At 51.3% G+C, this 22,973-nt stretch carries 24 protein-coding genes, 1 other RNA gene and 1 pseudogene; 12 read left to right on the plus strand and 14 right to left on the minus strand.

Annotated features, from left to right (window positions below; translation table 11 throughout):
- Positions 1-63: 63 nt before the first annotated feature.
- Positions 64-615 (minus strand): adenine phosphoribosyltransferase, encoded by a 552-nt coding sequence (gene apt, locus OGV74_RS19745; protein WP_003021759.1) that lies wholly within the window; start codon positions 613-615, stop codon positions 64-66.
- Between the two features lie 193 nt (positions 616-808).
- Positions 809-1,186 carry a DUF454 family protein gene (locus OGV74_RS19750; protein WP_003847534.1) on the minus strand — a complete coding sequence of 126 codons (378 nt, stop codon included), beginning with the start codon at positions 1,184-1,186 and terminating at the stop codon, positions 809-811.
- A 69-nt stretch (positions 1,187-1,255) separates the two neighbouring features.
- On the opposite strand from OGV74_RS19750, the gene priC reads away from it, so the two are divergent.
- Both priC and rsmS read left to right on the plus strand, forming a co-directional pair.
- Complete coding sequence (gene priC, locus OGV74_RS19755; RefSeq protein ID WP_003021753.1) at positions 1,256-1,783, plus strand: primosomal replication protein N''; 528 nt, start codon at positions 1,256-1,258, stop codon at positions 1,781-1,783.
- 14 nt (positions 1,784-1,797) lie between these two features.
- Entirely contained in the window at positions 1,798-1,959 is a 162-nt protein-coding gene (rsmS, locus tag OGV74_RS19760; protein WP_003021750.1) for a pleiotropic regulatory protein RsmS, read from the plus strand.
- A 75-nt stretch (positions 1,960-2,034) separates the two neighbouring features.
- On the opposite strand, the gene mscK is transcribed toward rsmS, so the two are convergent.
- Entirely contained in the window at positions 2,035-5,400 is a 3,366-nt protein-coding gene (gene mscK, locus OGV74_RS19765; RefSeq protein ID WP_048219469.1) for a mechanosensitive channel MscK, read from the minus strand.
- Positions 5,401-5,526: 126 nt separating this feature from the next.
- Complete coding sequence (gene acrR, locus OGV74_RS19770; RefSeq protein WP_003021744.1) at positions 5,527-6,177, minus strand: multidrug efflux transporter transcriptional repressor AcrR; 651 nt, start codon at positions 6,175-6,177, stop codon at positions 5,527-5,529.
- 141 nt (positions 6,178-6,318) lie between these two features.
- On the opposite strand from acrR, the gene acrA reads away from it, so the two are divergent.
- From acrA to OGV74_RS19800, 6 genes are all read left to right on the plus strand, one after another.
- Positions 6,319-7,512, plus strand: a complete 1,194-nt coding sequence (gene acrA, locus OGV74_RS19775) for a multidrug efflux RND transporter periplasmic adaptor subunit AcrA (RefSeq protein WP_003835922.1) — start codon at positions 6,319-6,321, stop codon at positions 7,510-7,512.
- Between the two features lie 22 nt (positions 7,513-7,534).
- Entirely contained in the window at positions 7,535-10,684 is a 3,150-nt protein-coding gene (acrB, locus tag OGV74_RS19780; RefSeq protein ID WP_003021736.1) for an efflux RND transporter permease AcrB, read from the plus strand.
- 487 nt (positions 10,685-11,171) lie between these two features.
- Entirely contained in the window at positions 11,172-11,546 is a 375-nt protein-coding gene (gene tomB / locus OGV74_RS19785; protein ID WP_003021733.1) for an Hha toxicity modulator TomB, read from the plus strand.
- A gap of 27 nt (positions 11,547-11,573) precedes the next feature.
- Entirely contained in the window at positions 11,574-11,792 is a 219-nt protein-coding gene (gene hha, locus OGV74_RS19790) for a hemolysin expression-modulating protein Hha (RefSeq protein ID WP_002892050.1), read from the plus strand.
- Positions 11,793-12,098: 306 nt separating this feature from the next.
- Entirely contained in the window at positions 12,099-12,650 is a 552-nt protein-coding gene (maa, locus tag OGV74_RS19795) for a maltose O-acetyltransferase (protein WP_003021728.1), read from the plus strand.
- Between the two features lie 116 nt (positions 12,651-12,766).
- Positions 12,767-13,237 carry a YlaC family protein gene (locus tag OGV74_RS19800; RefSeq protein ID WP_003021724.1) on the plus strand — a complete coding sequence of 157 codons (471 nt, stop codon included), beginning with the start codon at positions 12,767-12,769 and terminating at the stop codon, positions 13,235-13,237.
- A 78-nt stretch (positions 13,238-13,315) separates the two neighbouring features.
- Here OGV74_RS19800 and ykgO read toward each other — a convergent pair whose 3' ends face one another.
- Together ykgO and OGV74_RS19810 are read right to left on the minus strand one after the other, a co-directional pair.
- Positions 13,316-13,456, minus strand: coding sequence for a type B 50S ribosomal protein L36 (gene ykgO, locus OGV74_RS19805; RefSeq protein ID WP_005125190.1), 141 nt, complete (start codon positions 13,454-13,456; stop codon positions 13,316-13,318).
- A 1-nt stretch (position 13,457) separates the two neighbouring features.
- Positions 13,458-13,718, minus strand: a complete 261-nt coding sequence (locus OGV74_RS19810) for a type B 50S ribosomal protein L31 (protein ID WP_003021719.1) — start codon at positions 13,716-13,718, stop codon at positions 13,458-13,460.
- A 188-nt stretch (positions 13,719-13,906) separates the two neighbouring features.
- On the opposite strand from OGV74_RS19810, the gene pdeB reads away from it, so the two are divergent.
- Positions 13,907-15,460, plus strand: coding sequence for a cyclic di-3',5'-guanosine monophosphate phosphodiesterase PdeB (pdeB, locus tag OGV74_RS19815; RefSeq protein WP_003835927.1), 1,554 nt, complete (start codon positions 13,907-13,909; stop codon positions 15,458-15,460).
- Positions 15,461-15,511: 51 nt separating this feature from the next.
- Here the strand turns inward: pdeB and OGV74_RS19820 are convergent, their stop codons facing one another.
- Complete coding sequence (locus OGV74_RS19820; RefSeq protein ID WP_003831033.1) at positions 15,512-15,865, minus strand: DUF1428 domain-containing protein; 354 nt, start codon at positions 15,863-15,865, stop codon at positions 15,512-15,514.
- 64 nt (positions 15,866-15,929) lie between these two features.
- Positions 15,930-16,559 carry a membrane protein YczE gene (gene yczE, locus OGV74_RS19825; protein WP_003835929.1) on the minus strand — a complete coding sequence of 210 codons (630 nt, stop codon included), beginning with the start codon at positions 16,557-16,559 and terminating at the stop codon, positions 15,930-15,932.
- An 87-nt stretch (positions 16,560-16,646) separates the two neighbouring features.
- Between yczE and yczR the strand changes: the two genes are divergently transcribed.
- Positions 16,647-18,074: a MocR-like transcription factor YczR gene (gene yczR, locus OGV74_RS19830; protein WP_032936970.1), complete on the plus strand. Its 1,428-nt coding sequence runs from the start codon at positions 16,647-16,649 to the stop codon at positions 18,072-18,074.
- A 59-nt stretch (positions 18,075-18,133) separates the two neighbouring features.
- Here yczR and OGV74_RS19835 read toward each other — a convergent pair whose 3' ends face one another.
- From OGV74_RS19835 to ffs, 3 genes are all read right to left on the minus strand, one after another.
- On the minus strand, positions 18,134-18,352 hold the full coding sequence (locus tag OGV74_RS19835) for a hypothetical protein (protein ID WP_003021701.1): 219 nt from the start codon (positions 18,350-18,352) through the stop codon (positions 18,134-18,136).
- Positions 18,349-18,600, minus strand: coding sequence for a hypothetical protein (locus OGV74_RS19840; protein ID WP_003021699.1), 252 nt, complete (start codon positions 18,598-18,600; stop codon positions 18,349-18,351). The genes OGV74_RS19835 and OGV74_RS19840 overlap by 4 nt, the downstream gene beginning before the upstream one ends.
- A gap of 198 nt (positions 18,601-18,798) precedes the next feature.
- Positions 18,799-18,895: signal recognition particle sRNA small type (gene ffs / locus OGV74_RS19845), an RNA gene on the minus strand.
- 84 nt (positions 18,896-18,979) lie between these two features.
- Between ffs and OGV74_RS19850 the strand changes: the two are divergent.
- A pseudogene (locus OGV74_RS19850) lies at positions 18,980-19,369 on the plus strand (MGMT family protein).
- A 31-nt stretch (positions 19,370-19,400) separates the two neighbouring features.
- Here OGV74_RS19850 and OGV74_RS19855 read toward each other — a convergent pair.
- On the minus strand, positions 19,401-19,970 hold the full coding sequence (locus tag OGV74_RS19855; RefSeq protein ID WP_003021666.1) for a YbaY family lipoprotein: 570 nt from the start codon (positions 19,968-19,970) through the stop codon (positions 19,401-19,403).
- A 212-nt stretch (positions 19,971-20,182) separates the two neighbouring features.
- Between OGV74_RS19855 and tesB the strand changes: the two genes are divergently transcribed.
- Positions 20,183-21,043, plus strand: coding sequence for an acyl-CoA thioesterase II (tesB, locus tag OGV74_RS19860; protein WP_003021663.1), 861 nt, complete (start codon positions 20,183-20,185; stop codon positions 21,041-21,043).
- A gap of 50 nt (positions 21,044-21,093) precedes the next feature.
- Here tesB and amtB read toward each other — a convergent pair whose 3' ends face one another.
- A complete protein-coding gene (gene amtB, locus OGV74_RS19865) occupies positions 21,094-22,380 on the minus strand; it encodes an ammonium transporter AmtB (protein ID WP_003835936.1) in 1,287 nt (428 codons plus the stop codon).
- 31 nt (positions 22,381-22,411) lie between these two features.
- Positions 22,412-22,750, minus strand: coding sequence for a P-II family nitrogen regulator (gene glnK, locus OGV74_RS19870; protein ID WP_003021657.1), 339 nt, complete (start codon positions 22,748-22,750; stop codon positions 22,412-22,414).
- Positions 22,751-22,973: the final 223 nt, after the last annotated feature.

A 22,973-nucleotide genomic window follows, 5' to 3' on the forward strand; every position in this document is an offset into this window, starting at 1 on the left:
CCTCGCAGCAACGGCGAGGTTGTGTGTCTCGGTATTACTTCAACCGGGATAAGATAGCCCGACTTAGTGGCCCGGGAATGGAACCAGGCTATAACAAGTCAGCCCCTGCTTTTCCAGACGCTGCTCGCCGCCCAGATCAAACAGGTTAATGATAAAGGCAGCATCGGTCACTTCGCCACCCAGACGGCGGATCAGCTTCACGGTCGCTTCAATCGTGCCGCCAGTTGCCAGAAGATCGTCCACAACCAGGACTTTATCACCCGGTTTGATGGCATCAACGTGGATTTCCAGCTGATCGGTGCCGTACTCCAGCTCATAGGTCTCAGCAATAACTTCACGCGGAAGCTTACGCGGTTTGCGTACCGGAACAAAGCCGACACCCAGCCCCAACGCTACCGGCGCGCCAAACAGGAAGCCACGCGCTTCGGTGCCAACCACTTTAGTGATCCCCGCATTTTTGTAGCGCTCAACCAGCAATTCAATGCTGAGGGCGTAGGCTTTCGGATCTTCCAGTAAACTGGTGACATCACGGAAAAGAATGCCCGGTTTTGGGTAGTCGTGGATGCTTTTGATGCTATTTTTGAGAAACTCAAGCTGCTGTGCAGTCGCGGTCATAAGTTTGTGCCTGATTAATACAGTATTACTTCACGGCGCACTATACACTTCATCCTCGACGTATCTTGAATGATTTTGTGTCTATATTAGGGCCAAGGTTACACTTGGTTAACCTTTGACCATCTGCGCCTGTGCTCGAAAACGGTCGAATTTACTGGCTGCGAGAGACAATTGCAACAGCGATTATTGCGCTTTACTGCTTTTGTTGTTTTTCATCAATCACCGGGATCCGCCACATAAAAATCAGTAAACAGGCGAGAATAACCAGCAGCAGGCCGCGTACCCACATCATATTGACCAGCCAGAGGGAAATAGCAAACGTCACCAGGATCAACAAAATAGCGCGCGGTTTTGCTCCCGGCGGCATCGCGCGGTGCTTTTGCCAGTGACGCAGATACCCGCCGAACCACGAACGGTAAAGCAACCAGTCGTGAAAACGCGGCGATGAGCGGGCAAAACACCAGGCGGCCAGCAGGATAAACGGCGTCGTCGGCAACAGAGGCAATACTACGCCCAGCGTACCTAGCACTACCGCTATCCAGCCAATGATGATTAGAATAATGCGTTGCATAATATCAGTACTTAACACAGAGAATCGCTACTTTAGCATAACAGTTCTCATTTTCATCGGAGTGTTGTTGTGAAAACCGCCATGCTGTTACAGACGCTCGAAAACCAGCTTAACCGCCTGCGACAGCGTTGTGCTCCGCTGGCGCACCACACAACGCTTAGCGCCCGCTTTGACAGGCATCTGTTTCACACGCGCAGCACATTGCTGCAGGCCTGCCTGGATGAAGCTGACGATAATCTTACTGCCCTACGTCGCGCCGTTGAGCAGCAACAACTACCACAAATCACCTGGCTTGCGGAACACCTTGCCTCACAGTTAGAGGCGATTTCACGTGAAACTGCCAGTTGGTCGCTACGCGAGTGGGACAGTGCATCTCCAGGTCTGGCGCGCTGGCAGCGTAAGCGGGTCCAACATCAGGAGTTTGAACGCCGTCTGGTTGAAATGACGCGTGAACGCAAAGAGCGTCTGGCTCAGGCTACCGGCTTTGCAGAACAGCAAAAACTGCATCGTGAAGTAGAAGCATTCGAGGCGCGACTGGCGCGCTGCCGTCATGCTCTGGCAAGAATAGAAAACGTGCTGGCGCGTTTAACCCGTTAATCCCCGGAGAATTTATGTCATTAGAGAACGCCCCGGACGAGGTCAAACTGGCCGTCGATTTGATTGTTTTACTTGAGGAAAATCAGGTTGCACCTGAAACCGTACTGAAGGCGCTGGAGATTGTTAAACGGGATTACGAAAAGAAACAGCTCTCTTCTTCAAAAAACGCGCTATAGCTGAAATGCCTGATAGCGTTGCACTTACCAGGCCTACGAATGAATCGAAGCTCGCAGGCCTGATGAGTTTTTCTATTAACCTACCGAAGGCGTCGGATCATCACCTTTAATGATATCACGCTTAACCTCGGTCACGGTGTCGCCCTTCGCGTTGTGCAGGTGCACTTCAAGCTGGTTAAAGGCGATATCAATGTCGTTTTCACGGCATAAACGATCGACCGCACGGTTCAGTTCATCAACCGTGTGGCTACGATCGCGCAGTTCACGCACGTATAAACGCAGTTCATGATCCAGCGTGCTGGCGCCGAAGGCGGTAAAGAACACAGCAGGCTCCGGATCGTGCATCACTTTCGGGTGTTCCATCGCCGCCTGCAGCAGCACTTTCTTCACTTTGTCCAGATCCGAACCGTAGGCCACGCCGATGCGGATCACCAGACGCGTGGTGGTATCGGAAAGCGACCAGTTGATCAAACGCTCCGTCACAAAGGCTTTGTTCGGGATGATCACCTCTTTGCGATCGAAGTCGGTAATGGTGGTGGCACGGATACGGATCTTGCTGACCGTTCCTGAGAACGTACCGATAGTCACGGTATCGCCGATGCGGACCGGGCGTTCAAACAGAATAATCAGACCCGAAACAAAGTTACCGAAGATTTCCTGCAAACCAAAACCAAGACCAACCGACAGGGCTGCTGCCAGCCACTGTAGCTTATCCCACGAAACACCGAGCGATCCGAAGACCGTCATCGCGCCGATGGCGATGATCGCGTAGTTAAGGATCGTGGTGATCGCATACGAAGCGCCCTGACGCATCTTCAGTCGCGAGAGCACCAGCACTTCCAACAGGCCGGGTAAGTTACGGATCAGCGCCCACGCGACCATTGAGGCAATAATCGCAAACAGCAGGCTACCCATGGTGACGTCTTTCACCACTGCCGCACCCGCTTCGGTACCGTTGTAATGCCAGAGCGTAATGCTGTCGAGATAGCTGAACACGGTGATCAAATCAGACCAAATGGCCCAGAACAAGACACCAAACAGGGCAACCATCACCAGCATAGTTATACGCAGCGTTTGCTGGTTAACCTGCTCAAGCGCGATGGTCGGTTCTTCCTGCGGTTCGGCACCTTCCGCTCCTTCTTTCACCAGGTTCTGACGACGCGCCAGCGCACGACGCCAGGCGATACGGCGTGCCGCGACGCTCAATCCACGCAGTACGGTCTGGTACAGCAGGTTCCAGAGAATGACCAGATAAACCGTTTCAATCCAGCGTCCCGCCAGACGCAGCGTGGTGTAGAAATAGCCGGTCGCCGTCAGCACCATTAATGCTATCGGGATAATAGACAGCACGGTAATCGTCACCAGACGCAGACCATGCGACTCTTTATCACGCCAGCTTTCGCGGCACATTGGCCATACCAGGAAGGCGATCAGCAGCAGGTTGAGGAAAATCACCACCTGACCCAGCACATCGTCCATCAGATTGAGCGGTGACAGTTCAGCAATGACCGACCAAAAATTAAGCGGCAACAGCGCCAGGCTAATACGCACGATTTGGCGGCGCCAATGGCTAGTTTGTTTTGCTGGCATACCAAAATGACGAATTGCCACGCCATCTTTTTCCAGCACCTTCCAGCACAGACCAAACACCAGCCAGAAGACTGTCATCTTCTTACTGAACGCCCACAGCAGGTCGCTGATATTCAACTGCATGGTAAGCAGAATCAGACCTACCGCGAGGATAATCAGGCACGCCGGCAAGGCTCTGATGAGATCGATCAGAATCGCTTTTGGCGTGTTGAGCTGACTGTCATTACGCAGGTTACCCACCGCAGCGGCTAATTTCGCCTGATACTCTTTCAACCATTTCAGACGCCAGCGGATTAACCCGGCAATGAGCAGCAGCGGCAATCCCGCCAGGAACGCAATAAATACTGCAGGCCACGCTTTTTCCCAGTTCACCGTGATTTTCATCGACTTAAACTGGTCTTTAAGCGTTTGCGGGAAAGCTTTGATCCAGTCCCAGTCCATCGGACGGTTACTGTTAACCCAGAAAATCTGCTGCGTGAGGATCCCTTTCAGGTTTTTCGACACGCTCATTAACTGCTGCTGGTTAATTTGCAGATTAATCGCCATCATCAGCTGGTTGCCCAGTTGCTTATTGAGCTGATCCAACAGTTCACGACGCATATCCACAACCTGCAGTAAGGCATCATGGACTTCGCCGTTAACTTCGTTGCTGTGCCCTTCTTCCAGTTTGGCGACAAACGCATCATTCTGGAACAGCGCGTCGCGCTGCTGGTTGACCTCGAACTGCTCCAGACGCAAGTCGGCGATCCGGTTGGTCATATCGGCAAGTTCATCCGCCGACGGCAGCGTTTGTTGTTGCTGATACAGAATACGCGACAGCAGCAGACTGCCTTTCAGAACGGCGATCTGTTCTTTAATGTTGCGTTCGGATTGCAGCGCGCGGTCAAGCCAGTTTTTGACTTTGATATTTTGCTGCATCAGGCTGTTGCCGTTTTCGGTAGCTGCAATCAGACGCTGGCTGAGCTGATGGTTAACATCAAGCTCCTGCTTCACTAACGGATTGGACTGAATACGCTCGGCTTCATCCGGCGTGACTGCTTCCTGCGCCGTTTTTTCGGTTAACGTCAGTCGCTTGCTGTTCACCGCTTCCTGCAGGAGCTGGAGCTGATGCTCAAGGCGGTTACTGTTCGCCGTCACGTAATCACGTTGTTTTTGCAAGGTATCCTGCAAAATCGTATTACCTTCGAGGCTCTTTCGCTGTTGGTCGATCTGCGCATTCAGCAGCGCCTGCTGCGCCTGTAACAGTACCTGCTGGCTGGGGCGTAAAGCACCTTCGCCTACATTAGTGCCATCAAGTCGGTTGCGGATTTGCTGCATCTGCTGCGACGCAGTGTACATCGCATTTTGTACGCGCTCTGGCTGGGTCTGGAGCGACACCAGTTGGCTGTTGTAGGCAGCAAGATCGTTTTGCGAGCTTTGCAGGTCATCAAGCACCTGCGCGACGCGTGACTCAAGCTGTCGTAAGGAAAGCGTGCTCAGCGTTTTTCGCGTTTCGTCGTCATTGTCGACATCGCTGAGCGAATTTAGCGCATCCGTCGCCTGACGCATTTTCTCCGGCGCCTGGGCCACTTTCTGGCGAAGCTGTACGGTCTCATCTTTCACGCGATCGATTTTATCCAGCGTGGCGATAGTATCGATGAGATCCTGTTGGACCAGCTTATCCTGCGCGGAGAGATCTTTTTGTTTACTCAGTGCGTCCAGTTGGCTCTGAATATCTGCTTTCGTCGGCAGTTCACCACTCTGTTGCGCCCGCGCAAATGCAGATGACTGGCAGGATAACAATAGAATGAAGAAAAGTATGCTAATAGCAATTACATGCTGTGAACGTTTATAGAGCTGCAACATAGTCATGAGAATGAATGTTTCTGAACCGGGAAAGTGACCGGAAATAGTCAAGCGGCAAGAATATCACGGCTGTGACCAGCAGAATAGCAGCAGGCAAAACGACCAAGAGAATTCCTGGTGCAGAATGGCAAACTAGCTTGTCTCTCCTGCCTGCAGGCGCAAGCTTGGACAAAGCAGACACATCTCCAGCAGCACCGCCACGTACTGGCGAGCCTCATTCTTCAGATCAAACGATTCGGGAGCAAATAACCAGTTCTCCATGATCCCGGAAATATAGCTACGCATTAACACCGCTACACGACGTGTGTTCAGGTTTTCCGGCAACATGTTGACATCCATACAGTGGCGTAACGTTTTTTCTATACGGTCATAGTTTTCCAGACACAGGCTACGTTCGACTAACTGAACTGATGCTATTTCCCCGACAAATTCGCATTTGTGGAATATAATCTCCATCAATAAACGTCGGCGTTCTTCTGTCACGGTAGTTTCAAGAACGTAAATTAAAATTTCTCTTAATACTGATAGTGGATCGTCAGGGAATTTTGCCTGATACTCAGTCTCTAACTCATCAATGTTAGGTTTTGCTAGCTCCCAGATTTCACTGAATAAATCCGATTTGTTTTTGAAATGCCAATAGATTGCACCGCGCGTCACACCAGCGGCTTTTGCGATCTCAGCCAGCGAGGTGGATGAGACCCCTTGTTGCGAAAACATACGCAGAGCGACATCAAGAATGTGTTGTCGTGTTTCCTGTGCTTGTTGTTTGGTTTTTCGTGCCATAGGTCAGTGAATTTACAGGCGTTAGATTTACATACATTTGTGAATGTATGTACCATAGCACGACGATAATATAAACGCAGCAATGGGTTTATGGGCTTTAAGCCATTGATCAATTTGAAATCGGACACTCGAGGTTTACATATGAACAAAAACAGAGGGTTAACGCCTCTGGCAGTCGTTCTGATGCTCTCAGGCAGCTTAGCGCTAACAGGATGTGACGACAAACAGGCCCAACAAGGGGGCCAGCAAATGCCAGAGGTTGGAGTTGTTACGCTCAAAACTGAACCTCTACAGATCACAACCGAACTTCCGGGTCGCACCAGTGCGTTTCGTATTGCTGAAGTTCGTCCTCAGGTTAGCGGGATTATCCTGAAACGTAATTTCACGGAAGGTGGTGACATCGAAGCGGGTGTATCTCTCTATCAGATTGATCCTGCTACCTACCAGGCCGCTTATGAAAGTGCAAAAGGCGATCTGGCTAAAGCACAAGCCGCAGCAAACATTGCTCAACTGACGGTGAAACGTTATCAGAAACTGTTGGGTACTAAGTACATCAGCCAACAGGACTACGATAGCGCGTTGGCTGACGCACAGCAGGCAAACGCCGCCGTTGTTGCCGCGAAAGCTGCGGTAGAAACTGCACGCATCAATCTGGCTTACACCAAAGTGACGTCACCGATCAGCGGTCGCATTGGTAAATCATCCGTTACGGAAGGCGCTCTGGTGCAAAACGGTCAGGCGACCGCACTGGCGACCGTTCAGCAGTTGGATCCCATCTATGTAGACGTGACGCAGTCAAGCAACGACTTCCTGCGCCTGAAACAAGAGCTGGCCAACGGCACGCTGAAGCAAGAGAACGGTAAAGCGAAAGTCGAACTGGTGACCAATGACGGCATTAAATACCCGCAGTCCGGTACGCTGGAATTTTCTGATGTGACGGTAGATCAAACCACTGGGTCGATTACGTTACGCGCAATTTTCCCGAACCCGGATCATACCTTACTGCCGGGTATGTTCGTCCGCGCACGTCTGGAAGAAGGGATTAACCCAACTGCATTACTGGTTCCACAGCAAGGCGTTACCCGCACACCGCGTGGCGATGCCAGTGCATTGGTTATCGGTGCAGACAACAAAGTTGAAACTCGTCAAATTGTCGCCGCACAAGCGATTGGCGACAAATGGTTAGTCACTGATGGACTTAAGCCGGGCGACCGCGTGATTGTTACTGGGCTGCAGAAAGTACGTCCTGGCGCGCAGGTAAAAGCGCAGGAAATCACCGCTGATAACAACCAGCAAGGCCAAAGCGGTAGCCAGCCTGAACAGTCCAAGTCTTAACTTAAACAGGAGCCGTTAAGACATGCCTAATTTCTTTATCGATCGCCCAATATTTGCGTGGGTGATCGCCATTATCATCATGTTGGCAGGGGGGCTCGCGATCCTCAAATTGCCGGTAGCGCAATATCCGACTATTGCACCGCCAGCAGTGACGATCTCCGCGACCTATCCTGGCGCTGATGCCAAAACAGTACAGGATACTGTTACGCAGGTTATCGAACAGAATATGAACGGTATCGATAACCTGATGTACATGTCCTCAAACAGTGACTCCACGGGTACCGTGCAGATCACCCTGACCTTCCAGTCTGGTACTGATGCGGATATCGCACAGGTACAGGTGCAGAACAAACTGCAGCTGGCCATGCCGTTGCTGCCTCAGGAAGTACAGCAGCAAGGGGTTAGCGTTGAGAAGTCATCCAGCAGCTTCCTGATGGTTGTCGGTGTTATCAACACCAACGGCACCATGACGCAGGAGGATATTTCCGACTACGTTGGCGCCAACATGAAGGATGCCATTAGCCGTACTTCAGGCGTGGGCGACGTTCAGCTGTTTGGTTCTCAGTACGCGATGCGTATCTGGATGGATCCGAACAAACTGAACAACTTCCAACTGACACCGGTTGATGTAATCAGCGCCATCAAAGCGCAGAACGCCCAGGTTGCAGCCGGTCAGTTAGGTGGTACGCCGCCGGTGAAAGGTCAGCAGCTTAACGCATCGATCATCGCGCAAACCCGTCTGACCTCCGCTGATGAGTTCGGCAAAATTCTGCTGAAAGTGAATCAGGATGGTTCCCAGGTTCGTCTGCGTGACGTGGCGAAAGTGGAACTGGGCGGTGAGAACTACGACATCATTGCGAAGTTCAACGGTAAACCAGCATCCGGTCTGGGTATCAAGCTGGCAACAGGTGCTAACGCCCTGGACACCGCAAACGCTATCCGCGAAGAACTGAAGAAAATGGAGCCGTTCTTCCCGTCAGGTCTGAAGATCGTTTACCCGTATGACACCACGCCGTTCGTGAAAATTTCTATTCACGAAGTAGTGAAAACGCTGGCAGAAGCAATCATCCTCGTGTTCCTGGTAATGTATCTGTTCCTGCAGAACTTCCGCGCGACGCTGATTCCGACTATCGCCGTGCCGGTGGTACTCTTGGGTACGTTTGCCGTCCTGGCGATTTTCGGCTTCTCAATAAATACCCTGACGATGTTCGGGATGGTGCTCGCCATCGGCCTGCTGGTGGATGACGCCATCGTGGTGGTCGAGAACGTTGAACGTGTAATGGCTGAGGAAGGACTACCGCCGAAGGAAGCAACGCGAAAATCGATGGGCCAGATTCAGGGCGCATTGGTGGGTATCGCGATGGTGTTGTCAGCGGTATTTATCCCAATGGCGTTCTTCGGAGGGTCGACCGGTGCAATTTACCGTCAGTTCTCCATCACCATTGTTTCCGCGATGGCGCTGTCTGTACTGGTGGCATTGATTCTGACCCCTGCCCTGTGTGCGACCATGCTCAAACCGATTGCTAAAGGCGATCACGGAGAAGGCAAAAAAGGCTTCTTCGGCTGGTTTAACCGCATGTTCGATAAGAGCACGCATCATTACACCGATAGCGTGGGCGGTATTCTGCGCAGCACCGGTCGTTATCTGGCGCTGTATCTGATTATCGTTGTGGGCATGGCCTATCTGTTCGTTCGTCTGCCAAGTTCGTTCCTGCCAGATGAAGACCAGGGGGTATTCCTGTCTATGGCTCAGCTGCCAGCGGGTGCGACGCAAGAGCGTACCCAGAAGGTACTGGACGAAATGACGGATTACTACCTGACCAAGGAAAAAGCGAACGTTGAATCGGTGTTTGCCGTTAACGGTTTCGGTTTTGCTGGTCGTGGTCAGAACACCGGCATCGCGTTCGTTTCTCTGAAAGACTGGAGTGAACGTCCTGGCGAAGAGAACAAGGTTGAAGCGATTACTCAGCGTGCAATGGGCGCATTCTCGCAGATTAAAGACGCAATGGTCTTTGCCTTTAACCTGCCAGCGATTGTGGAGTTAGGGACCGCAACCGGTTTTGACTTCCAGTTGATTGACCAGGCGGGTCTGGGCCATGAGAAGCTGACTCAGGCGCGTAACCAACTGTTTGGTGAAGTCGCGAAGCATCCTGATCTGTTGGTCGGTGTTCGTCCTAACGGTCTGGAAGATACGCCGCAGTTCAAGATCGATATCGATCAGGAAAAAGCGCAGGCTCTGGGCGTTTCCATTAGTGATATTAATACAACGCTGGGTGCAGCATGGGGCGGAAGCTACGTGAATGACTTCATCGACCGTGGTCGTGTGAAGAAAGTTTACGTCATGTCTGAAGCGAAATACCGTATGTTGCCGGAAGATATTGGCAACTGGTATGTCCGCGGTAGCGATGGACAGATGGTACCGTTCTCCGCCTTCTCTACCTCACGTTGGGAATACGGTTCGCCGCGTCTGGAACGCTATAACGGTTTGCCTTCCATGGAAATCTTAGGCCAGGCCGCTCCGGGTAAAAGTACCGGTGAAGCCATGGCAATGATGGAGCAACTGGCCAGCAAACTGCCATCCGGTATCGGTTATGACTGGACTGGTATGTCCTACCAGGAACGACTGTCCGGCAACCAGGCTCCTGCCCTGTATGCTATTTCACTGATCGTCGTATTCTTGTGTCTGGCAGCGTTGTACGAGAGCTGGTCAATTCCGTTCTCCGTAATGCTGGTTGTACCGCTGGGTGTTATCGGTGCATTGCTGGCAGCAACGTTCCGCGGCCTGACCAACGACGTTTACTTCCAGGTAGGCCTGCTCACAACCATTGGGTTGTCGGCGAAGAACGCGATACTTATCGTCGAATTCGCCAAAGACTTGATGGATAAAGAGGGTAAAGGTCTGATAGAGGCGACGCTGGACGCAGTACGCATGCGTTTACGTCCAATCCTGATGACGTCACTGGCCTTTATTCTGGGCGTAATGCCGCTGGTCATCAGCTCCGGCGCAGGTTCCGGTGCGCAGAACGCCGTTGGTACTGGCGTAATGGGTGGGATGGTGACGGCAACCGTGTTGGCGATCTTCTTTGTTCCGGTGTTCTTTGTGGTGGTACGCCGCCGCTTTAGCCGCAAAAATGAAGATATTGAGCATAGCCACTCAGTAGAGCATCATTGATACATCTCTAAAGATAAGGCCGCGCAAGCGGCCTTTTTTCTGAAAAAATCATAAAAATCACTTATTGCCATTCCGTTTATTTTCTATCGGGTAAATAAGCGATATAATCCTTGTAGCCTTAAAGGCTATTCTTAAAAAACAGCGAGAGTTCTTATTTACTTTAATAAATATTAAGATTAATCCTATCCACTGGTTCACATTGTCGGTTGTTGCCTTTCGTTGCTAAACCTAAACAAGATAACCCGATGATTGCCCGAAGAATAAAGAAATTGTCCCATTTCGAATAGCGGCATTTATCTGTTAAAATGTAAAAATGACGTAGCATCATAATTTTACATAATTGTAATTTTTCGTGATATGACGATGAAATCTTTTTTAGAGTAGATTATAGTTAAATCATCAGGAGTCGCGGGCAAGTTCCAGGTAGTTGTTGTATCCATCCCGAAAGGTGTTCGGTTAGTTTAAGCCACTAAGAAGGGGATGCGTTATGGATGAATACTCACCCAAAAGACATGATATCGCGCAGCTTAAATTTCTCTGCGAAACTCTGTATCATGACTGTCTTGCAAACCTTGAACAAAGTAACCATGGCTGGGTTAATGACCCTACCTCTGCAACCAGCTTGCAGCTCAATGAACTGATAGAGCATATTGCAACCTTCGCACTTAATTATAAAATTAAGTACAATGAGGACAATAAGCTGATCGCGCAGATAGATGAATACCTGGATGACACTTTTATGTTGTTCAGCAGTTATGGTATTAATACGCAGGATCTGCAGAAATGGCGGAAGTCAGGTAATCGACTGTTTCGCTGTTTTGTCAATGCCACCAGGGCTAATCCTGTTAGTTTGTCTTGTTAAAAATTATTACAATCATAGGTAAGAGTTATGTCCGATAAACCATTAACTAAAACAGATTATTTGATGCGCCTGCGACGTTGCCAGACAATTGATACGCTAGAGCGCGTTATTGAAAAAAATAAATATGAATTGTCCGACAACGAACTGGCTGTATTTTACTCAGCAGCAGATCATCGCCTTGCTGAATTGACCATGAATAAGCTTTACGACAAGATTCCAACTTCTGTTTGGAAATTCATTCGCTAATTGCACTCAAGGTTAAGTCAGGTATAGCGGCACATTTGTCTGGCTGACCGTTTTCGTATTTATACCTGTCATACTTCAAGTTGCATGTGCGTTGGCTTTCCTCGCTCACCCTAGTCACGTACTAATGTACGCTCCCAGGGATTCGCTGCGTCGCCGCCTTCCTGCAACTCGAATTATTTAAGGTATACAATGGTTATTTAATTCAAATCACGTGACAATGATCACAGCAAAGAAGCGGGAACGTTCCCCTTGCTTGCATTACGTTTTACTGTGCTGAAATAACCTTCAGTACACAGGGAAATCGTAATGCGTAATGAAAAGCAAAAAATGATCGCCGGCGAATACTATCGCCCGGCAGATGAAACACTGCGCAGTGACCGACTACGCGCTCGTCAATTGATCTATCGTTACAATCTCACCGCTCCCGATGAAAAAAATGAGCGTCAGGCAATCCTGCATGATCTGTTAGGTCAGAGTGAGGGTGCCTATATTGAACCCTCTTTCCGGTGTGATTACGGTTATAACATCTATCTTGGTAAAGACTTTTACGCTAATTTCGACTGCGTTATGCTCGACGTCTGTCCAATTCATATTGGCGACAACTGCATGCTGGCACCTGGCGTTCATATCTATACCGCGACCCATCCGCTGGATGCTACCGAGCGCAACAGTGGCCTGGAGTTCGGAAAGCCAGTGACTATCGGCAATAATGTCTGGATAGGTGGCCGTGCAGTGATCAATCCTGGCGTCACGCTGGGCGATAACGTGGTTGTGGCATCAGGTGCAGTAGTCACTAAAAGCGTTCCAGCGAACACCGTGGTTGGGGGCAATCCCGCAAGGATCATCAAAACGCTGTGATCTTAAATGTAACTGTTATGCTAAATTACGGTTAATCTGTTACTTTCTTCAAAGGGTATCCCCTTTTAAAATAGGGCGATCCCTCCTGAATTTTGCAGATATCACGAAGGCAAGAGATGACAGAAATACAGCGCCTGCTTACTGAAACAATCGACGACTTAAATATTCGCGAGAAGCGCGACAACAAACCGCGCTTTAGCATCAGCTTTATTCGCAAACACCCTGGGCTGTTTATCGGCATGTATGTTGCCTGGTTTGCCACGCTGGCGGTGATGCTACAGTCAGAAACGTTAGTCGATTCAGTATGGCTGCTGGTGGTACTGTTCGTTGTACTCAACGGCTTTTTCTTTTTCGACGTTGCGCCACGGTACCGCTTTGAAGATATCGACGTTCTGGATTTTAGAGTTTGCTATAACGGAGAATGGTACAACACGCGCTTTGTCCCCTCCTCGCTCATCGATACTATCCTGCACTCACCGTCCGTGGATAGCGAACATAAAGCACAGCTGCAAAAGATGATATCGCGTAAAGGCGAACTCTCGTTTTACGATGTCTTTACGCTTACCCGCGCCCAGACCACCCAGTAACGGCATCTCAGCGCAGATAAAAAAAGTGCGTTCCAGCCCAGGCAACGCACTTTAATCCCTGAAATGCTGGCAAAGAAACTAACGTCTCTTTTTACGCCCCTGTACTGCTTTAAAGCGCGGATTCGTTTTGCAGATAACGTACAAACGCCCTTTGCGTTTTACTATCTGGCAGTCAGGATGGCGCTGTTTTGCGCTGCGAAGTGAATTGAGTACCTGCATTTTAACCCCGCTTAACGCCAATAAAATGACCAAAACGTTTTTGGAAACGTGCTGCACTACCTTCATTATCAAAGGTTTTTTGCTTCCCGGTATAATACGGATGCGATTTAGAAGAGATATCGAGAGTCACGTACGGGTACATTTCCCCCTCAAACTCAATTTCACGCTCAGTCTTAATGGTCGAACCGACCTTAAAGAATTCATTGGCACTGGTATCGTGAAACACCACGGTACGGTAAAAAGGATGAATATCCGGTTTCATAGCAACCTCAATTTGTTACGTTATAACATAACTAACAAAGTACACCACTCTTGTACAAACCACAACCTGATTTACGCTACAGGGAGTTAAACGGGATGATAAGTGGCCGTAAATATATGATGTCAATCGAATAGCTTTTCGGGGTTTCAGATATACTTTCCCTACGCTGTGTAAATAAGGATATCACTGTGACAACACGACATCTGATAAGCCTGGTGACTGGGGTACTGTTCCTTTCCATCCTCGCGCCTGTAGGTTTAAGCCTGTGGCTGGCACATCGTCAGGTCGAAACGAAATTTATCGATGAACTCGACATGTTCTCAACACGAGTCGCATTACGTACGGAACGCGTAGGCGAGCAGGCGAAAAAAGCATTACGCCATATTGAAGCATTTCAGGGGGTGCCTTGTAGTGATGAGCATCTGCTGGAAATGCGTCGTTTGTCATATAGCTATCGCTATATTCAGGAAGTGCTGTACCTCAAAGATAACGTTCCGCAATGCTCATCCCTGGAAAAAAGAAGCCAGGCAGACGCATTTCCACCCGCAATGAAAGTCACTCCTGATGGATATCGCGCATGGCTTACCACGCAAAATGATTTGGGCATCAAGCGCTTTATGGCAGCATTAGGGAGCGAACATTATATTGTGATGGTCGATCCGGGTTCTTTCATTGACGTCATCCCGTTTGGCTCATGGCCGATTGAAGTGACTATCATTGGCACCATGCGCAACGTCGTGGTTGCCAGTAGCGCCGATCTGCCATCGGACGTTTTGCAGCATATACAGCAAGAACGATCGATTACTCATTTTAACAAAGATGGCAGCATTTATAACGCCCGCCCCTTTCCTGAGTTGGGCATCACGATCGTAACCTGGGCGTCTACCCTACCATTGCAAAAAACCTGGCACCGGCAGGCACTGATCTGGCTCCCGGCAGGTATTCTTATCGGTTTGCTCACCGCCGCCTTTGTTTTGCGTATTTTGCGCCGCTTACAGTCGCCCCATCACCAGTTGCAGGACGCTATCCAGCATCGGGACATCAAAGTCCACTATCAACCAATTATCTCGCTCAAAACGGGGAAAGTGGTTGGGGCAGAGGCGCTGGCTCGCTGGCAGCAGGCCGATGGGAGTTATCTGTCACCTGAAATTTTCGTCGCGCTGGCGCATGAAACCGGGCTGACAGAGTCCCTCACCCGGTTGATTATTGAAAGCGTATTTGAAGATTTAGGCAAATGGCTGCGTCAGCATCCTGAGCAGCATATATCAATCAACCTTGAGTCAGCCGATCTGTCCTCCGAAACGCTTCCTGCCCTGTTAAGCCAGAAGGTGAACCACTGGCAACTTAAGCCTGCGCAAATCGCGCTGGAGCTAACTGAACGCGAATTTGCTGACCCAAAAAATAGCGCGCCGTTTATTGCCAAATACCGTCAGGCGGGTCATTCAATCTATATTGATGACTTTGGTACCGGCTATTCCAGCCTGAGTTATTTGCAGGATCTGGATGTAGACATTCTGAAGATAGACAAATCGTTCGTCGATGCACTGGAGTACAACAACGTCACGCCACATATCATCGAGATAGCAAAAGCGTTGAAACTTGAGATGGTGGCGGAAGGTATCGAAACCGAGAATCAGGAAACCTGGCTACGCAAGCACGGAGTGCAGTACGGTCAAGGCTGGCTTTACAGCAAAGCGCTGCCGAAAACGGAATTTATACTGTGGGCAGAAAAACGGCTTTAACATGGCTGTTGATGTTGAGATGGCTGGCGGCACGCCGCACAGCCAGTCACATCACTCTTCCATAATGGGCGCAAATCCACCGTAGATCATTCGCTTGCCATCAAATGGCATAGATTCACCGAATTCCTTCATACGGGGATCGGACATCATCTTCTGATTCGCCGCGTCGCGGACCTCTTTGGAAGGGTATTCAATCCAACTGAATACCACTTCTTCATGATCCTGCGCTTTCACAGCCATGCGAAAATCGGTCAATTTGCCGTCAGGGACATCATCTGCCCAGCACTCCACCACGCGCAATGCACCGAACTCCTTGAAAAGCGGAGCTGCTTTTGCCGCCATCGCAATGTACGCCTCCTTGTTTTCAGCGGGTACGGCAACCACAAAGCCATCAACATACTTCATGAGAAAAACCTCCGAAGTGTACTGCGCGGCAAGCCGATTCCGGCCGCGTCAGTCGAGGTTAAGTTTAGTCGCCAGCAGGCGATCGCGCCCCAGGCGTATTCTTGATGCGAATACGTGCCTGCGGCTGATGGCGAAACCACGGCAGGCAAAGCTGAATGAGTGGTCCGATAGCCAAGGCATACAGCACCGTACCAACCCCCACGGTTCCTCCCAGCAACCAACCGATAAGCAGCACCGACACTTCAATTGCGGTTCGAATTCGTCGTACTGGCCAGCCGGTACGTGCGTGGATACCGGTCATCAGACCATCACGCGGACCGGCGCCAAAACCGGCACCAATGTACAGGCTGGTTGCTAACGCATTCAGGATCACCGCTGACACCAACAGCCCGCTGCGCGCCAGCAGGGATTCAAATCCCGGAATCACCAGCAGCGCGGCATCTGCCGCCAGCCCGATCATAATCACGTTGCTCAACGTGCCAAACCCTGGACGCTGGCGCAGCGGTATCCACGCCAGCAGTACCAACACACCCACGGCAATAATCACCACGCCGATATTCATCGACAATAAATTGGCCACGCCCAGGTGAAACACGTTCCACGGATCGGCCCCTAAATCGGCACGGACAAACATCGCCGTCGACACACCGTACAGCGTCAGCCCGATAAACAGCTGAAGTAAACGACGCAGCATGCTTTTCCCCTCTCACTCTCAGATAACTTTCATCATCACCGCAATTGGCACTATGATTAATGTCCAGTTTTCAAAAAGTGGACTGCTATGTCATCACGCCGTTACGGAAGCCAGTCTTTGCAGCGCCTGCTCGGACACTGGCAGGAAAACCCCTCACGAACGCCCATCTGGCGACAGCTGGCAGAAGCGTTACGTTTGCTGATCCTTGATGGTCGACTGGCGCTGGATAGTCGCTTACCCGGCGAACGCGAGCTCGCTGCCGTTCTGCAAGTGAGCCGAACCACCGTCGCCAGCGCCATGGCGCAACTGCGTGAAGAGGGATATCTGGAAAGCCGTCATGGGAGCGGCTCACGGGTGATCCTGCCGGAACACATTCGTCATGTGCCTACACGAACCAGTACCGGTACAGCGCTGGATTTGTCCACGGCGGCGCTGAGTGCCGGTCCCGAAATTCACCATGCTTACCAACAAGCGCTGTTTGCGATGCCGCAGCATTTGCTGAGTTCCGGGTATTTACCACAGGGACTGGCGGTTTTGCGTGAATCCATCGCCCGGCATTATTGCGAACGCGGACTCCCGACGCAGCCCGATGAGATTATGGTCGTGAACGGCGCGGTCAGTGGCCTGGCGCTGATCCTGCGTTTACTCACCGGCCCAGGCGATCGCGTGGTGGTCGATCATCCCACGTATCCGCTGGCGATTGCCGCGATTCAAGGTGCATCATGTCGTCCCGTCGGTGTGTCGCTGCCCGAACACGGTTGGGATACGGCAGGTCTGGTCGCCACCATCGCGCAAACCGCACCGAGAATGGCCTATCTGATGCCGGACTTTCACAATCCGACCGGGCGTTGCATGGACGCTGCAACTCGCCAGGTCGTGGCAGATATTGCTGAAAGGACCCGCACCACGCTGGTGATTGATGAGACCATGGTGAACCTGTGGTATGACGCCCCGCCACCACCGCCGCTTGCCGCCTTCAACCGCGATGCGCCGATCATCCTGCTGGGATCTGCCGGGAAAAGCTTTTGGGGAGGATTACGCCTGGGCTGGATTCGGGCGTCGGCGCGAACCATTGCGGCGCTGGTACAAACTCGCGACACCTTCGATTTAGGCTCCCCGGTGCTTGAACAACTCGCCACCAGCTGGCTGCTGGATAATGCCGCCGACTTTCTTCCTGACAGAAGACGGCTACTCACATCGCAGCGAGATCTGTGCTCGGATCTGATGAACGCACATTTCCCGGAGTGGCAGTTTACCCAGCCACAGGGAGGACTCTCTTTTTGGGTTGAACTGCCCGATACGCTGGCAACGCTATTCGCTACGCGCGCCGAAATCGCAGGCATTCAGTTGGGAACCGGTACGCGTTTCGGTCTTGATGGTGCATTTGACCGCTTTTTGCGTATGCCCTTCACATTACCGGATGACACAACGCGTGCCGCCTTCCGGGTGTTGCAACCCATTTGGGATAATCTGCGTTTGCAGGCCAGCAGCGGGAAAATACGTAAAATAATCTAAGCGACGAGTCAAAGGACTCGTCCTTGAATGCCGTGATGGACGAGGATGTCCCGGCAATATTAACGCTGAGGAGGAACCGGAAACCCCTTCAGAGAAATCACGAAATTCTCACCGTCTTTCTTAATTTTTGCCCCGGCATCACACCAGTCGGAGGCAATACGGAAGAACTCATCGCTGCCGACGTTCCAGCTCAGACGAACATGTTTCACATAACCGGAACGCAGCATTTCACAGGCTTCGCCATAATTACAGGCGGTTGAGAGCGGTTGTTGTTTCATTTTTTCTTCTTCAGTAGTCTTCGCAATGCTTTGATTTCTTTAGGAGTCAGTGCTTCAACCACGGATTCTTCCGTATGCTGGCTATCGATATCCTCAGCGGAGACTCCCGCCTCTTCAACGGCGGAAAACGCGATCAGCAGTAGTTTTTCCGTCGCGATACTTAAATTTTCACTATGCACTTCAGCGTAATGGCGAAGCTTTTCTTTTAGCGCCTCATCAATTTTGACATTCAATACAGCGGTCGACATCGTAGAAAATCCTTGTGGTCAGCCAAAACACACCGAATGTAAGACCCTGTCGTTACAGTGCGATGGCGGCGGCAAAAGCATCAAATAACATCCCCGAAACACATTGACAGCATTTGATGACATTAAAATGACAATACGATGACAAAGAAAAGAAGCTAAACAGAAGGAAAATTGCCGGACGGCAGAATTGGGTGGGGGCCCTGCCAGCTACATCCCGGCACACACGTCATCTGCCTTGGCTGCTTCCTTCCGGACCTGACCTGGTAAACAGAGTAGTGTTGCGGGAGAACCAACAGAGCCCCCATTGAGAGCGTTGTTAACCAACGCGCAGGCGCATTATCACTGCTGCACCCTGTAATTGCAACCCATCCAGCATCGGATGCTGTTTTCTTGTGCAATGCGGCTTCACTCCTTCGCCGTTCAGCATTATGCTGGAGGATTAGCGCAGGAATAAATGATGGATATACAAGACACTTTCCCCCAACGCGTCTGGCAAATCGTCGCGTCAATCCCCGAAGGTTTCGTCACCACCTATGGCGATGTTGCAAGGCTTGCCGGTTCGCCGCGTGCTGCGCGCCAGGTAGGCGGCGTGCTTAAGCGTCTCCCCGAAGGCAGCACTCTGCCCTGGCATCGGGTGGTTAATCGTCATGGTGCCATTTCGCTGACAGGCCCCGACCTGCAACGGCAGCGTCAGGCGTTGCTGGCTGAAGGAATAGTGGTTTCAGGAAGCGGACAGATCGATTTACAGCGCTATCGCTGGGTGTACTAACCCTCTCTGGGCGGAGAGGGTTACGACTGCCTTAGTACTGTGTGGGAGCAGGGACGGCAGAAGACGGATTCACTTGGGTTGGTGACGTTGACGGCACCGTGGTGGCAGCCCCACCGCTCGCCTGAACCGGTACTGCCGTTTGCTGTACAGGGACCAGCGTCAGGTCAGCTTTTGTCCCCCCCTGATTAATGACCGTCTGCACGGTATCAGTAATGAAGACCAGTTTGTCATTAACCGTAATTGCCGCACTTAGCAGAATACGGGCGTTAGGTTGAATATCAGCCGGGTTAAACGGTAATACGAAGCTGAATGGCGCCTGTTTACCCTCAGTACGGACCGCTTTTTGCGACAGCACTTTTGACGGTGCATCGGCCAGTGAAGCATCTGACAGCGTTACGGTCAGCACCGCATCAGGTGGCAAGGCCACTTTCTGGCGGATCCATACTGTACCGGAGACATTAGGCTGCTGAATTTTAGACTGTGTGTCAGCAATTGACGTATTAGGGCTTGGCGCAGGTGTCTGAATATCCGCACTTTTATCGGCGCAGGCTGCCAGAGCGACCGCAACCGCTAAACCACTTACCATGTGCACGAGTTTCATTAAATTCTCCTTTTCATCTATGCACCAGCGAGAACTTTCCTCGCCAGAAGAGTGGTTAACAAAAACATAACGTGACTAAGTGTGGCACAAGACAGCTGTTTTTGCCTGTAATAGGCCTTTAATTCAGACAATTGCACCCATCGGACCACTTTCAAAATTGCGTTATACTCTGCCTACCTCGCTGCGAGATCGATATAACCTGGAGAGCACGTATGAGTCTGGCGCTGAAAAATTTGCTGACATTGTTAAATCTGGAAAAAATTGAAGAAGGACTCTTTCGGGGCCAAAGTGAAGACTTAGGGTTACGTCAGGTTTTTGGGGGACAGGTTGTCGGTCAGGCTCTGTATGCCGCAAAGGAAACCGTACCAGAAGAGCGTCTGGTCCACTCCTTTCACAGCTACTTTTTGCGCCCCGGCGATAGCCAAAAGCCCATCATCTATGATGTAGAAGTCCTGCGTGATGGTAACAGCTTCAGCGCGCGCCGCGTTGCCGCAATCCAGAATGGTAAACCTATTTTTTACATGACAGCCTCTTTCCAGGCGCCGGAAGATGGATTTGAACATCAGAAAACCATGCCGGATGCGCCGAGTCCCGATGAGCTTAAATCAGAAACAGAAATTGCCCGCTCAGTGGCGCATTTGCTGCCGCCGCTGTTGAAAGAAAAATTTATCAACGATCGTCCATTGGAAGTGCGCCCGGTTGAATTTCATAACCCCTTAAAAGGTCACGTCGCACCTCCGACGCGCCAGGTTTGGATCCGCGCAAACGGCGAGCTACAGGACGATCTGCGCGTCCATCAATATCTGCTGGGTTATGCTTCAGACCTGAACTTCCTGCCTGTTGCGCTGCAGCCGTACGGAATTGGTTTTCTGGAAAAAGGGATTCAGATCGCCACCATTGACCACTCCATGTGGTTCCACCGTCCGTTCAATATCAATGAGTGGTTGTTGTATAACGTCGAGAGTACTTCGGCCTCCGGTGCCCGGGGTTTTGTACGCGGGGAGTTTTATACGCAGGACGGCGTGCTGGTCGCCTCTACCGTGCAGGAAGGGGTAATGCGTAATCGTAATTGAGAATTACCGGATGGCGGCGCAAAAGCGTTGCCATCCGGCAGATTGAAACATCAAGCGTTGTAAGCGTTCTCGCCGTGGCTGTTCACATCCAGACCTTCGCGTTCCTGCTCTTCCGGTACACGCAGACCCACCGTCATATCCGCCAGCTTATAGCCAATGAAAGCCACCACACCGGACCAGACGATGGTAATCGCCACGCTTTCCAGTTGCACCAGCAGCTGATGCCCCATGGTCACGCCCTCGGCAAAGCCCACGCCGCCCAGAGAGCTGGCAGCGAACACCCCGGTCAGGATGCAGCCGACAATGCCGCACACGCCGTGCACGCCAAACACATCACACGGATCGTCCACGCGCAGAATACGCTTCAGGATGGTCACACCCCACAGGCCAGCCAGTCCCGCAACGACACCAATAATCAGCGCGCCGCCGACACCAATATAGCCACATGCCGGTGTTACCCCCACCAGACCCGCAATAGCACCAGAACACGCGCCCAGCAGGGACGGTTTGCCACGCAGCGCCCATTCACCGAAGATCCATCCGAGGATGGCTGCGGCGGTGGCGACCACGGTATTGACGAAGGCCAGTGCGGCAATCTCATTCGCCGTTCCCGCTGAACCGGCGTTAAAGCCAAACCAACCAATATAGAGAATAGCGGTACCGGTGAAGACCATCGGCAGGTTATGCGGTTTAAAGGCTTCTTTGCCAAAACCGACGCGTTTGCCAATCAGATACGCACCAACCAGACCGGCAATCGCCGCGTTGATATGCACGACTGTTCCGCCGGCAAAATCCAACGCACCGTGGGAAGCCAGCAAGCCGCCGCCCCAGACCATATGGGCAATGGGGATGTACGACAACGTTAACCATACCACTACAAAAATCAGCACCGCAGAGAAGCGAATACGTTCAGCCAGCGCCCCGACAATCAGCCCAACGGTGATGCAGGCGAAAGAACCCTGAAAAGCAACGTGAATGTACTGGTAGAAGCTCCCCGTGACCGCCGTCAGCGCGATGTTCTTCAACAATACCCAGTTGAAGTTGCCGAAGAAATTATTCCCTTCGCCAAAGGCTAGTGAGTAGCCATAAACCACCCATAGAATACAAACCAGAGCGAATGTCACCGTCACCTGAGTCAGCATCGACAGCACGTTCTTACCGCGAATCAAACCGCCGTAGAACAACGCAATGCCAGGGATAGTCATAAACAGCACCAGCGCGGTACAGATCATCATAAAAGCGTTATCTGCTTTATCCGCAACCGCCGGTGCCGCCATTGCCAGTCCCGGCAGTAGCGCCAGTGAAGCAATACCTGTTTTCATCGTTGCTATCTTCATTTTTTGGTTTCCTATCACTGTGTGCCAGAAGTTACAGTGCGGCTTCGTCGGCTTCGCCGGTACGAATACGAATCACACGTTGCAGCTCGGCGACGAAGATTTTGCCGTCGCCAATTTTTCCGGTGTATGCCGCTTTACTGATGACATCAATCACGCCATCCAGTTGGTCGTCGGCAATCGCCACATCAATCTTCACCTTGGGCAGAAAATTGACGCTATATTCAGCCCCACGGTACAGCTCAGCATGACCTTTCTGTCGGCCAAAGCCCTTCACTTCGGTGACGGTCAGCCCCTGAATACCAATAGACGACAGTGCTTCACGGACGTCTTCCAGTTTGAACGGTTTGATTACCACGGTAACCAGCTTCATAGATCCCCTCCAGTCAGAATTCAGTAGTGGCTGCAGATACACGAGAGGAATATTGCAAGGGGTGTGCCAGGAATGAAAAACGCGGAATAATTCAGGCTTGCAGGGTATTGCCGGGGGAGAAAAAGAAAAAACGCACTATGACGGTGCATAGTGCGTTACATTTTTGCACCAGATTGTTGATTGCCGGATGGCGGCGTAAACGCCTTATCCGGTCTACAAAACC

Origin of the sequence: Citrobacter sp. Cf116 (genome assembly GCF_030336505.1) — a bacterium.
Taxonomy (GTDB): Bacteria; Pseudomonadota; Gammaproteobacteria; order Enterobacterales; family Enterobacteriaceae; genus Citrobacter; species Citrobacter freundii.